This window comes from Moraxella porci DSM 25326 (assembly GCF_002014855.1).
Taxonomy (GTDB): domain Bacteria; phylum Pseudomonadota; class Gammaproteobacteria; order Pseudomonadales; family Moraxellaceae; genus Moraxella; species Moraxella porci.
Genome location: NZ_MUYV01000004.1, coordinates 52,317 through 65,876, shown reverse-complemented (window position 1 = coordinate 65,876; position 13,560 = coordinate 52,317). Strand labels below are relative to the sequence as shown.

Genomic DNA, 13,560 nt, shown 5'->3' with positions numbered 1-13,560 from the left:
CGTTCAAGATGAGCGGCAGTTTTTTTGGGCTTATTTTTTGGTGGGGCGGTGCCAACCATCAATGGTGGTTTGGCGAGCGCGTGCTAAAGACAGCTTATCATCTGGTGTATCTTTGGTGATGACTGAGCCTGCACCGATGGTCGCGCCTTTGCCGACTTTGACAGGGGCGACTAGGCTTGAGTTACTACCCACAAAGGCGTTATCACCGATGGTGGTGTTAAATTTATTCACGCCATCATAATTGCAAGTAATCACCCCTGCACCGATATTGACATCAACACCCAAGGTGGCATCGCCAACATAGCTTAGGTGGTTGATTTTGCTACCCAGACCGACTTGGGTTTTTTTGGTTTCGACAAAGTTGCCGATTTTGACTTTGTCTGCCAGTACGGTCTTTGGACGCAGATGTGCAAATGGCCCGATGGTGACATCAGCACCGATGATGCTGTCATCGATGACGCAGTTTGGTTTGATGTGCGTGCCTGCACCGATACTGGTGTTGCTAATCACATTACCTGCATCAATCTGCACGCCATCACCTAGGCTGACATCACCGATAAAGACGGTGTTGATGTCGATAAATACATCATTGCCCGCTGTCAAGGTGCCGCGGATATCGACTCGGCTTGGGTCGGCAAATTGTACGCCTGCGATTTGTAGGGCATGGATTTGATGGGCTTGATAAGTGCGTTCAAGGGCGGCAAGCTGAATGCGGTCATTGACGCCTTCGATTTCAAACTCATACTCTGGGGCGATGGTTGCGATGGTGACGCCATCAGCGACAGCAAGCTTGACGATATCGGTCAGATAGTATTCGCCTTGGGCATTGTCATTACTGAGAATTGGTAGGTATTTATGCAGTAGGGCATTGTCCACGCAGTAGATGCCGCTGTTAATCTCGGTGATGGCTTTTTGGGCATCGGTGGCATCTTTTTGCTCAACGATGGCGACGACTTTGCCATCTTCGCGGATGATGCGACCTAGTCCAAATGGATTGGCAACATTCAAGGTCAGCATTGAGATGCCGTCGGTGTTTGCTTCAACAAGCTTGGTCAAGGTATCCGCTTGGGTTAGCGGCACATCGCCATACAAAATCAAGCTTTTACCATCGGCAGGCAAGTGCGGTAGTGCCATCTTGACCGCATGACCTGTACCCAGTTGTTCGGCTTGCTCGGCAAATGTCACGGCATAATCCGCTAAATCCGCCTTGACCATCTCACCACCAAAGCCATAAATTAGCACTGTGCTGTCAGATTGAATGCTTTGGCAAGTATCAAGCACATGGCGAACCAATGCCTTACCCGCTAAGGTTTGTAGTACCTTTGGGCGGCGTGATTTCATGCGAGTGCCTTTGCCGGCGGCTAAGATGATGGTGTGTAGAGTCATGGCAAATCCTTAAATCGGAGGATTGGGGTTGTTGACGACAGGTGGGACATAGCGCTTGTGGCGATTGATATGGCGTTCAAATTGTCTAAAGGCAAATAGGAAAATCCAGCTGATCACCAGATAAATCACCCCTGCAGCAAAGTACATTTCTAAAGTCAAATAGGTGACTGAAATGATGTTTTTGGCGGTATGCATCAGCTCAACCACAGTGATGGCCGACGCCAAAGCACTGCCTTTGAGCATAAAAATCACCTCATTGCTATAAGCAGGAATCATGATGCCAAACGCTCGTGGCAGGGTGATGCGTTTGAGCTTTTGGAGTTTTGACATGCCGATGGCATCGGCTGCCTCAAGCTCACCTTTTGGTACTGCCAAGATGGCACCGCGCACGATTTCACCGATATACGCCGAGGTATTCAAGGTAAAGGCAATGATCGCACACCAATAAGCTTGGCTGAATACTGGCCCCCATAGCACCGACTCTCTGAAAGTGGCAAATTGACCCAAGCCATAATAGATCAAGAAAATCTGCACGAGCAGCGGTGTCCCGCGAAAGAAAAAAATGTATGCTGCAGGCAAAGCGCGCAGCCAAAGTATCGGCGATAATCGCCATAAGCCTAATAAAACGCCAAACACCAAACCGATCGCGCAAGAGATGACGACCAGTTCAATGGTGGTAAGTGAGGCTTTGAGTAGCTCGGGGAAATGTTCGATGATCGCTTGCCAATTCCAGCTCATGATTTCACCCCCAGCTTGCGTAATTGTTTGGCGTAGCGAGCCGCAGGATTGGCACGAGACTCAAACCATGTCATCACAAGCGTGATGATCGAGGTCAATGCCAAATAAATCACTGCTGCTGCCAACAAAAAAGTAAAGGGCTGCTGAGTGGTCTGACCTGCACGCCCAGCATAGTACATCAGATCTTTAAGACCGATCAATGAAACCAATGCGGTGTCTTTAAGCAGTACCAAGGTTAGGTTGCCAAGGCCTGGCAATGCCACCATCCACATCTGTGGCAAGATGATGCGGCGAAAGGTCTGAAAGGGCGTCATGCCGATGCTTTGAGCTGATTCCCATTGGCCTTTTGGGATGTCTTGGATCGCCATGCGAAATACTTCGGTGGCATAGGCACCAAACATGATGGACAATGCTGCTACGCCAGCCCAAAATTGACTGATGTCAATGCGACCTGTATAACCAAACTGCTTAAGAACAGCTGCCAAAATCAAACTGCCGCCAAAATAGATAAAAAATACCATCAGCAGCTCAGGAATGCCGCGGATGACAGTGGTGTAGGCGTTGGCAATTTTTTCCAAAATCCAAACGCCCGACAGTTTGGCCAGTGCGCCCAATAAACCAAAAATCAGGCCAAACACCAAACTGGCCAAGCCCAGCTGAATGGTTAAGAGAGTGCCTTTTATCAAAAGCGGGCCGTAGCCTTGTAAGTCAAACACGCTTCATACCTTAATGCCTACAAAATGAGTGCTGATAACTGTGGTAAAATTGCCATCCATATCACGCGATGCCAAAAACTGGCAAGCGCCTAAGCTTTCGGTGAGATGGCATCACCGAAAGCTGGGTTTGGCCGATGATCGCATCGTTAAAATCATTCCATGCCAGCTGGCACACCTTCTTCACCAAAATGCTTGACGGCGATTTGGCGATAAGTGCCATCGGCTTTGATGGCTGCCAAAGCATCATCAAATCGTTTTAACAGCTCGCTGTTGCCTTTATCGACAGCGATGGAGATCTTATCATCGATGTCAATGTCGCCGCCTTTGATCTCAAAGCCTTGGCCAACATCAGAGTTAAGCCAAGTCAATGCTGGTAATTTGTCAGAAATCATGGCATCGGCACGGCCATTGCCCAGATCCATAAAGGCATTATCCAAGGTGTCATACAGCTGTGGTTGGCTGTTTGGATAAGTTTGGGTTAGCCATTGACTTGAAATGGTCGAACGCTGAGCGACGATTTTTGCCGATTCGATGGCAGCGGCATCACTTGGGTTAAATGTTGAGCCTTTTTTTGCCAAAAATACCAATGAGTTGATGTAATACGGCTGACTGAAATCCACTTGCTCGCTGCGTTCTGGTGTCACCGACATTGCTGCGACGATGGCATCAAATTTGCCAGTTTTAAGTGCAGGAATGATGCCGTCCCAATCTTGAGCGCTGATTTGACATTCTACTTGCATCTTGGCGCATAGCGCATTGGCGATATCCACGTCAAAACCGCCCAAACTGCCATCGGCATTGGTATAGTTAAACGGTGCATAAGCGCCTTCAGTGGCGATGCGAATAACGCCATCAGTGGCAGCAGGCGTGCTGTCAGTTTGACCGCCACAGGCAGTCAGGCCGATCGTCGCCATCATGGCTGCCATCAGTCCGAATGTTTTTAATTTCATAATCTACTCCTTGATGGTGATTGGTAATTTGGCTTATGTGCTGGCCGATCGGCTTGGGCATGTCAACCTAAGCCGATCTATCAAATCATTGAGCGACCGCTTGCGCGTCAAAATATTTGCCGACGATCTCGTCGTACTTACCATTGGTTTTTAGGCTGGCCAATGCCGCATCAAAGTCTGCTTTTAGTGCATCGCCTTTGCGAACTGCGATACCAACTTTATCACCGATATCGATCGGCGTGCCTTTGATTTCATAATTGGCACCAGCGTCGGTTTTTAGCCAATCAGACACAGGTACGACATCAGACAGCATGTAATCGGCACGGCCTGCAGTCAGATCCAGATAGGCATTGTCTTGCTTATCATAGGTCTTTACGATAGCGCCTGGATGGTTTTTGGCCAGATATTCTGCTGAAACGGTGGCTTGCTGGGTGGCAACGGTCTTGCCTTGAACACCATCAATGGTGGTTGGGTCGCCTTTTTTACCAATCAGTACCAAAGTATTGTCAAAATACGGCTCACTAAAATCCACTGCATTTAAGCGCTCTTCGGTGATTGACATGCCAGCCATGATCGCGTCTGATTTATTGGCATTCAAACTTGGAATCAGGCTGTCCCAATCTTGGCTAACGATGGTGCAGTTGGCTTGCATTTGCTCACACAACGCATTGGCAAGATCGATCTCAAAGCCAACCAAATTGCCTTGATTGTCCAAATAGCTAAATGGCTTAAAACTCGATTCGGTGGCGATGATGATGTCCTTAGTCGCGCCCGAATCGGTGCTTGCGGCCGTTTGGCTTTGGGCAGGCTGGTCGTTACTGCATGCTGCCAAGACAGCGGCTGCCAACAGTGCGGTGGTAAATTGGATTGCTTTCATGACATGCTCCTTAGTTGTCCGACAAAAAATTGATTCTAACACTTTTTAACATCATGGCGCACCACGATGGGCGCGCGGTTTGTGATCATTGAAAATGAGCTTTTTCAATTTCTGCCAATTTGCCATTTGCTTTAATGGCGGCCAATGCAGCATCAAAATCAGCTTTTAGGCTGTCACCTTTGCGTACAGCGATGCCTAGATTGTCGTTATTGTCGATCTCATCGCCGATCAGACCAAAGGCTTCGTTGCCTGGTTGTTTTAGCCAATCAGATGCTGAGACTTTTTCGGCCATCACAGCGTCACTGCGGCCAGATTTCATGTCCAAATAGGCATTGGTGTAGGTGTCGTACAGATTGACACGGTTGCCATCTTTGTCATCAAAGCGCTCACTGATATAAGCTGCGCCAGTGGTTGAGCGTTGGCTTGCTAGGGTTTTGTTGGTAATGTTATTTGGGTCAAAGCTGCCATCGTTTTTGGCCAGCCAGACAATGGTATTTGAAAAATAAGAATCTGAAAAATCGACCTGCGCTTGACGCTCTGGGGTGATGGACATGCCTGCGATGATGGCATCGTATTTATTCGCCAGTAGGCTTGGAATTAGACCATCCCAATCTTGGGCGACGATTTGACACTTGGCATTCATCTCGGCACACAGCGCATTCATCACATCGACATCGAAGCCGACGATATTGCCATTGGCGTCGGTGTCATTAAATGGAGGGTATGCTGCTTCTGTGGCGATGACGATGTTGCGCTGTTCGGCAGCTGGCGCAGCATCTGCTGCCGCTGGGGCGTCTTGTTTGGCACAGCCAACCAGTGTCACGGCTGCCACAGACAGTAGGGCAAATGGTTTGATCATGAAAAAACTCCTTGGGCTAATATTGGCTAAAACGGATCTTTGGCTATGGCAAAGCTTGGTGTCAGTATCAGAGCAGTTTAATATAAAAGGCAAAAACTTGGCGCCATACTCATCGATGTGATGCCATAAACTCACGCACGCGTGCTGATTTGGGATTATCGAACACTTCTTCTGGCGTACCGATCTCTTCGATGCGGCCTTGATGCAAGAAGACGACTTTGCTTGAGACTTCACGAGCAAAACGCATCTCATGAGTGACGATCAGCATGGTGCGACCTTCGGCGGCCAGCTCACGCATCACTGCCAGCACTTCATTGACCAGTTCAGGGTCAAGTGCCGATGTCGGTTCATCAAACAAAAGCACTTGTGGCTTCATTGCAAGCGAACGCGCGATGGCGACGCGCTGACGCTGACCACCCGATAGATTATCAGGATAGGCATCTTTTTTGTCCAATAGGCCGACTTTGGCAAGCAGTCGCTCGGCTTCTTGGATGGCTTCATCCTTGCTGATGCCCAGCACTTGAGTTGGGCCTTCGATGATGTTTTGGAGGATGGTTTTGTGCGGCCATAGGTTGAAGCTTTGGAAGACAAAGCCGATCTTTGAGCGCAATTTTTCTAGCTGCTTGCTATCAGCGGCCACCAACTCGCCTTTTTTGGCCTTAAGCTTAAGCTCTTCTTGACCGACAATGATCTTGCCTGAGGTGGGATTTTCTAGCAGATTAATGCAGCGCAGCAAAGTGGATTTGCCCGAACCTGACGAACCCAAAATGCTGATGACATCGCCATCATACGCCGTCAAAGACACGCCTTTTAACACATCAAGCGAACCATAGCTTTTGTGAATGTCTTGTAAATCAAGGGCAATCGGGCGTAAATCGGTCATGTAAATTCCTGAATAATAGGCATAGCTGCCATAATAAATGTCTGATCTGGTGATGCTGTCAATGGCTAAGCTTACCCAAAAGACAAAATGCATCACTATATTTTTACCCAAAAATTCAATAAAGGCAATATTTTTCGCAATTTTTTCTATATTTATTACAATTGGCAATAATTCAGCGGTGGCATTTTGTGTGGTTTATGCTTACAATGGGTGAGCGATTGTATATTAAGATAAATCAAAAGCCAGACCATAAAAGCGCCACAGAGGGAAATATGACAGCAAAACAGCCATTCAATCAGCCAGTTGACGATGTCGCCACATACATGACTCAAGTCGGTCGCCAAGCCAAAGCTGCCGCAGCTCACCTTGCTGGTGCCGACACGAAGACCAAAAACCATGCCCTAAGCTGCATCAAGCAGGCGTTGATAGAGCAAAAACAAGCCGTGCTCGATGCCAATGCCATCGATGTCAAAGCAGGGCAAGATAATGAGCTTGAGGCATCGCTCTTGGATCGCTTGGTGCTTAATGAAACGCGTTTTGATGGCATGATCGCATCGCTCGATGATGTGATCGCGCTGCCTGATCCTGTGGGTGAGATCAGTCACATGACCTATCGCCCATCAGGCATTCAGCTGGGTAAGATGCGTGTACCGCTTGGTGTCGTCGGTATGATTTATGAATCCCGTCCAAATGTCACCATCGAGGCAGCAAGCCTTGCCATCAAATCGGGCAATGCCATCATCTTGCGGGGTGGTTCTGAGGCGTATCATTCCAACCAAGCCATCGCAGCTTGCATCCATGCAGGGCTGAGTATGGCAGGTCTGCCACAGGATGTGGTGCAGGTGCTAGCGACCACAGATCGCTCGGCGGTGGATAGCCTAATCACTATGAAAGAGTCGGTCGATGTGATTATTCCCCGTGGTGGCAAGGGGCTGATTGAGCGAATCAGTCATGGTGCAACGGTGCCAGTGATTAAGCATTTGGACGGTAATTGCCACACTTATATCGATCAAGATGCCAATCATACGATGGCGATCCAAGTCGCTACCAATGCCAAAACTTCTCGCTATGGCACCTGTAACACCATGGAGACGCTACTGGTGCATGAAGCTATCGCAGAACAGCTGTTGCCTGCCATCACACAGGCAATGATGGATGCAGACAGTGCCATGCAGTTTCGCTTATGCCCAGTCAGTCAAGGCATACTTGGGCAGAGTGATGCTTATCAGCCGGCGACAGAAGACGACTGGTACACAGAGTATCTGGCACCAATCTTGGCAATCAAGGTGGTGGGCAGTCTCGATGATGCCATCAGTCATATCAATCACTACGGCAGCCATCATACCGATGTCATCATCACTGAGAACTATACCACCGCCAATGCCTTTATCCGTCGTGTCGATTCATCGAGTGTGATGGTCAATGCATCTAGCCGATTTGCTGATGGCTTTGAGTATGGCTTGGGTGCTGAGATTGGTATCTCAACCGATAAAATCCACGCCCGAGGACCTGTAGGTCTGCATGGACTGACTTCCGAAAAATGGGTGGTCTTTGGGCATGGGGAAGTGCGATAAAACATACAAGATGGTTTAATTTCATACTGTCTTTGTTTATAATGAAATACTTTATTTACCAAAAAAAATGCTTGCAATGTCTAAATACTTTCTGATAATGTTCAGCGTTCAGCGTTCAGCGTTCAGCGTTCAGCGTTCAGCGTTCAGCGTTCAGCGTTCAGCGTTCAGCGTTCAGCGTTCAGCGTTCAGCGTTGGTTGATTTCGTCTCAATTTTCTCATAAAAACCCATCTATCACTTCAAGTCTGCCTAGTATCTTGGGCGGACTTTTTGTTGTCCAAAATTTCTTAAGCTCTCTAACAGGCGGTGCAAAATGACCGATACCGCCAAAACTAAAACTCAAGATGAGCTTGAGCAACATCTAATTGACTTAACTGTTGCCAACCTTTCTGAAAACGCCTTATATCAATATTCATCTGAGCTGTTGGAAATTTTATTACGAGACAGAACCACATCTTTTTATACCAAAAAGAAAAAGAACATCATTTGGGCAAATGATAATTATGCAGATCACGGTGAAAAATACGGTAAAAATTGCCAAATAACACCCGATTTGATCACGGGTGAGAAGGGAAATTTAATCGTGCCAAGAGCTCTAAAATCAAAAGAGCGGCAAAAAGAACGCACCAAATCCAAAGCTGAGGTTTTTACGCCAAGTTGGGTGGTGAAAAAACAAAATGATGAATTGGATAACAATTACCAAGAGGATGATTTATCCACCTATATTGCACGCACTTGGCTTGAGATCACTTGCGGTGAAGCACCTTATATTGCCAATCGCTATGAAATGCAAACAGGTGAAATTATCGCCTTGCATGAGCGTGTAGGGTTTTTGGATCGAAAGCTAAAACGCATCAATCAAGAAATTAACCATAAACAAAAATGGCAAAAGCTAATAAAAATCGCCTATCAGTCAAGCTATGGGTTTGAGTGGAATGGCGACTCTTTGTTATTGGCAAGAGAAAATCTGCTTTTGACTTATCGGGATTATTATTTTGATCAATGGCAATGTGAGCCATCACTCGATGAGCTGATCCAAATCGCCACAATCATCAGCTACAACATTTTTCAGATGGATGGGTTGACAGGAGCCACGCCGTTGTTTCAAAGGACGGAAGTGGTGGATGGCTATCAAGCAGATTTGTTCGCTGAAATCAAAACAAAAAGCATTACCACTCATGGCCATATGGTCAAAGTTAAAGATTGGAAATCCAAACAATTGGTTGATTTTATGGAGAAGTAGTCATGAACCGAACACAAATCGCTACCACCAGAGTTATCTATCCACAAATCTATGCTTATATCTTGCCGACCGTATCTGACAAAGATGGCTGGGTCAAAATTGGCTATACCGAACGCCCAGATGTCAATACTCGCATCAAAGAACAAGTGGGTACGGTGGATCTTGATTATCAATTGCTATGGCATAAAGTAGCAAGATTTATAAATTCTCAATTCTTTAATGATCATCAGTTGCATCATTATCTAAAAAAGCATAAGCGTATAGAAAATAAACCAAATACTGAATGGTTTTATTATAATGGTACGCCCAATCAGAGCTTAAGTGATTTTCAGGATTTTGTAGCCCAAAATTTCAATCAAGCAAATGAACAGTTGGAATATCAGCTTCGCCAAGAGCAACAGGATGCTGTTAATCAGACTTTGACATATTTTAATGGCAATCCAGATGGTGCATTTTTGTGGAATGCTAAGCCTAGATTTGGCAAAACGCTGACCACTTATGATTTGGCACGACAACTTCATGCCCAAAAAGTACTAATCGTTACCAATCGACCTGCTATTGCCAATTCGTGGTTTGACGATTTTGAGAAATTTATTGCATGGCAAACAGATTTTGCTTTTGTTTCTACTGCCGATACGCTAAAAGATCGCCCTGTGCTAACAAGAGATGAGTTTATCAACCAATCTACTAGACCAGATGGTAAAAAATCACTGATCGCTTTTATTTCTTTGCAAGATCTAAAGGGGGCGATCGCTTTCGGTGGACAGTATGATAAATTGAGTTGGGTCAAAGAATTAAGTTGGGATTTATTGGTGATTGATGAATCTCATGAAGGGGTCGCTACTCTAAAGACCGATGTCGCCTTTGATAATATTGATCGTAAATTTACGCTACATCTGTCAGGTACACCATTTAAGGCATTGGCCAGTGGTGAATTTAAGCAACATGAAATTTATAATTGGACCTATGTTGATGAGCAAAAAGCCAAGCTACAATGGAATCAAGAAGCATACAATCCTTATGAAGCCTTACCATGCTTGAATTTATTCAGCTATCAGATGAGCCACATGATCAGTGATAGGGTGAGTCAAGGGGCAGATATTGATGGAAAAAACTATGATTTCGCCTTTGATCTCAATGAATTTTTTGCAACCGATGAAAAAGGTCATTTTGTTCATAAAAATGAAGTAGAAAAGTGGTTAGATACTTTATCCAAAAATGAAAAATACCCTTTTTCAACCAAAGAATTGCGGGATGAGCTTAAGCATACTTTTTGGCTGCTTGATCGTGTGGATAGTGCCAAAGCCCTAGAAAAATTATTAAAAAATCACCCTGTATTTGAAAATTATCACATCATTTTAGCGGTTGGTGATGGTCGTAGTGATGGCGATGATGTTGTGAGTGGTAGTGCCTTAGATCGTGTCAAAAATGCAGTTAAACAGCACGATAAAACCATCACACTATCTGTTGGCCAATTAACCACAGGCATTACCATACCTGAATGGACGGCGGTTTTGATGCTCTCAAACATCAAATCACCTGCCCTATATTGGCAGGCAGCTTTCCGTGCTCAGAATGCATGGCAATACGAAAAGGACGGACAAGCCTACCAAAAGAAAAACGCCTATGTCTTTGATTTTGCACCAGAGCGTACGCTGATTATTTATGATGAATTCGCTAATAATTTATCGTTAAAAACAACCAATGCTGGCGGCACAGCTAATGATCGTGAAGAAAACATCAAACAGCTTTTAAATTTTTTCCCTGTGATCGCTGAAGATACAGATGGTAAAATGGTGGAGCTGGATGTTGGTCAAGTGCTGACCATACCCAAAATGATCAAAGCCCAAGAAGTCGTCAAAAAAGGCTTTTTGAGTAATTTGTTATTCCAAAATATTACCGGTATTTTTGGTGCACAAAGTAGCGAAGTACGTGAGATTCTAGAACAGCTGAAACCTGTACAAGAGGGCAAAACATCACCGACTAAGTCAGCGACACCAATCGACACCCAGGGCGTGCAAGTGGATGACAAAGGCAATGCAGTGATTGACACCCAAATCGTCATCAATACCAACACTGCCAAATTTGGTGAAAAGATTTATGGCGAAATTACCCAAAGCACTGATGAGATCATCGCCAATGCAGACAATCTGACAGATAAGCGTTTGGCGAATCAGGTGGCTGATGTGCTCAAACAAAATACTGAGAGTACTTTGCAGGCATTGGCAAAAGAACATGGCATAACAGGTGCATTTGCCACAAAAGTAGCAAAAGAACAAAGTGAAACAGTTGCCTATGAAGTGCAAAAACTCCAAAAACAAAGCGAGATTGAGCAAAACACTGCCAAAGCTACTTTTGAAAATCAGTTAAAAGCAGCCAAGACTGACAGCGAAAAACAGCAAATTACCAGTGATTATCAAGAAATAACCACTCAGATTTCCCAAAATCTACAAACACAAATCACTGAAACGCTTGCGACCAAAGCCAAAGAATTCACCCAAAACAGCACCGAAGCCATCTTGCAAAAAGCTGAACAAAATAAGCAAGATAAAGTAGAAGATGATGTGCGTGCATGCTTGCGTGGATTTAGTCGCACCATTCCATCATTTTTGATGGCATATGGCAATGAGAGCACGACTTTAACCAATTTTGATCAGCACATCAGCGATGCTGTCTTTAAGGAAGTGACGGGTATCACACTTGAAGAATTCTGCATACTAAGAGATAAGCATCAATTCTTTGATCCGCAAGTTTTTGATACATCGGTGCAGACTTTTTTACAAAAACGAGCCGAACTTGCCAATTATTTTGATGAAAATCAAACTGAAGATATCTTTGATTATATTCCACCACAAAGAACCAATCAGATTTTTACGCCAAAATGGGTGGTAAAAATGATGATGGATAAGTTTGAACAAGAAAATCCTGATATCTTTACCAATCCAGATATCACTTTTGCTGATTTATATATGAAATCGGGACTGTATTTGACAGAGATTGTCAAAAGATTGTATGTCGGTCTAAAAACGCAAATTCCCGATGACCAGACGCGGCTTGCCCATATCTTTGAACATCAGATTTACGGCTTTGCCCCAAGTGAGATCATTTATCAAATTGCCAAAAATTTTATTACAGGATTTGACCATGATCAAACAGTTGATCATAGACATATTTTACAGCTTGATACCACGCCTTATGCCAAAGGCGAGCTTGATTTTAACGAGAAATTAAAAGAAATTTTTGGAATAGAAAATATGAAATTTGATGTTGTTGTGGGCAATCCGCCTTATCAGGATGAGAACGATGCAAATAATCGTGACAACCCTATTTATCATTATTTTTATAATTTGGCAGAGCAACATTCTAATAACTATTCTTTAATTACACCAGCTAGATTTCTATTCAACATAGGTCAGACACCAAAAGATTGGAATGCTAAAATGTTGCAAGATGAGCATTTAAAAGTTTTGTATTTCAATCCGAGAGCAAAGGATATTTTTGGTGATAGTATAGGATTTAAAGGTGGTGTTGTCATTACCTTGAGAAATGTGAATAAAAAATTTGGAGCGATTGGTGTTTATACCACTTTTGAGGAATTGAATGGTATATTAAGAAAAGTTGTTGATGATAATTTTTCTGAAATTGGCGACATTCTTTTTGTGAGAAGTTCGTATAAATTTACAGAAAAATTAATGAAAGATTTCCCTGAATTGAAAGGTCGTGTCCAGGTTAGTGAGGAGCGTTCCATGGGCTCTAATGTATTTGATAGGTACCCAGAAGTATTTTATGACAAAAAAAGAAATAATAATCAAGTTGGGATTTATGGTCGCCAAGGTAATGAAAGAAGGCTCAAATATCTAGATAAGAAGTATTTGCAGGATGGCGGTAATTTGAATGGTTACAAAGTGTTTTTGCCCAAATCTAACGGATCTGGGGCAATTGGTGAGGTTTTAAGTACGCCCCTAATCGGGGAACCTCTAATCGGGGAACCCCTAATCGGACATACGCAAACATTTATTTCTTTTGGTAACTTTGATGACCGCTTAGAAGCCGAAAATTGTCTCAAGTATCTCAAAAGCAAATTTGCTCGGACAATGTTGGGAATTAAGAAAAATACACAAGACAATGCAACCAAAGAAGTCTGGTCAAAAGTCCCCTTACAAGACTTTACTGCTCAATCAGATATAGATTGGACACAGTCGATCAGTGATATTGATCAGCAGCTGTATGCCAAATATGGGCTAAGTGATGATGAGATTGCGTTTATTGAAGAGAAGGTAAAGACAATGGTCTAAAATAGAAATTGTCTGTTGATTGTTCTCTAAAATGTGCTAAG

The 13,560-nt window shown here is 44.4% G+C and carries 11 protein-coding genes; 4 read left to right on the top strand and 7 right to left on the bottom strand.

Features of this window, described 5'->3' with window-relative positions; genetic code table 11:
• Window positions 1-30 precede the first annotated feature (30 nt).
• From glmU to B0681_RS04120, 7 genes are all read right to left on the bottom strand, one after another.
• Entirely contained in the window at window positions 31-1,386 is a 1,356-nt protein-coding gene (gene glmU / locus B0681_RS04150; protein WP_078317494.1) for a bifunctional UDP-N-acetylglucosamine diphosphorylase/glucosamine-1-phosphate N-acetyltransferase GlmU, read from the bottom strand.
• 9 nt (window positions 1,387-1,395) lie between these two features.
• Window positions 1,396-2,124, bottom strand: a complete 729-nt coding sequence (locus tag B0681_RS04145; RefSeq protein ID WP_078317493.1) for an ABC transporter permease — start codon at window positions 2,122-2,124, stop codon at window positions 1,396-1,398.
• Window positions 2,121-2,840: an ABC transporter permease gene (locus tag B0681_RS04140; protein WP_078317492.1), complete on the bottom strand. Its 720-nt coding sequence runs from the start codon at window positions 2,838-2,840 to the stop codon at window positions 2,121-2,123. The genes B0681_RS04145 and B0681_RS04140 overlap by 4 nt, the downstream gene beginning before the upstream one ends.
• Before the next feature lie 152 nt (window positions 2,841-2,992).
• Window positions 2,993-3,790 (bottom strand): transporter substrate-binding domain-containing protein, encoded by a 798-nt coding sequence (locus tag B0681_RS04135; protein WP_078317491.1) that lies wholly within the window; start codon window positions 3,788-3,790, stop codon window positions 2,993-2,995.
• An 85-nt stretch (window positions 3,791-3,875) separates the two neighbouring features.
• Window positions 3,876-4,667 (bottom strand): transporter substrate-binding domain-containing protein, encoded by a 792-nt coding sequence (locus B0681_RS04130; RefSeq protein ID WP_078317490.1) that lies wholly within the window; start codon window positions 4,665-4,667, stop codon window positions 3,876-3,878.
• A gap of 85 nt (window positions 4,668-4,752) precedes the next feature.
• The gene (locus tag B0681_RS04125) at window positions 4,753-5,526 is read right to left on the bottom strand and encodes a transporter substrate-binding domain-containing protein (RefSeq protein WP_078317489.1); all 774 of its coding nucleotides are present in this window, start codon (window positions 5,524-5,526) and stop codon (window positions 4,753-4,755) included.
• 109 nt (window positions 5,527-5,635) lie between these two features.
• A complete protein-coding gene (locus B0681_RS04120) occupies window positions 5,636-6,409 on the bottom strand; it encodes an ABC transporter ATP-binding protein (protein WP_078317511.1) in 774 nt (257 codons plus the stop codon).
• 272 nt (window positions 6,410-6,681) lie between these two features.
• Here B0681_RS04120 and B0681_RS04115 point away from each other — a divergent pair, with 272 nt between their 5' ends.
• The 4 genes from B0681_RS04115 (at window position 6,682) to B0681_RS04100 (ending at window position 13,519) form a co-directional block, all read left to right on the top strand.
• Window positions 6,682-7,983 carry a glutamate-5-semialdehyde dehydrogenase gene (locus B0681_RS04115; protein ID WP_078317510.1) on the top strand — a complete coding sequence of 434 codons (1,302 nt, stop codon included), beginning with the start codon at window positions 6,682-6,684 and terminating at the stop codon, window positions 7,981-7,983.
• 76 nt (window positions 7,984-8,059) lie between these two features.
• Window positions 8,060-8,182, top strand: a complete 123-nt coding sequence (locus B0681_RS10560) for a hypothetical protein (protein WP_265734160.1) — start codon at window positions 8,060-8,062, stop codon at window positions 8,180-8,182.
• Between the two features lie 112 nt (window positions 8,183-8,294).
• Entirely contained in the window at window positions 8,295-9,224 is a 930-nt protein-coding gene (locus B0681_RS04105) for a restriction endonuclease (protein ID WP_078317488.1), read from the top strand.
• A 2-nt stretch (window positions 9,225-9,226) separates the two neighbouring features.
• Entirely contained in the window at window positions 9,227-13,519 is a 4,293-nt protein-coding gene (locus B0681_RS04100; RefSeq protein ID WP_078317487.1) for an Eco57I restriction-modification methylase domain-containing protein, read from the top strand.
• Window positions 13,520-13,560 lie beyond the last annotated feature (41 nt).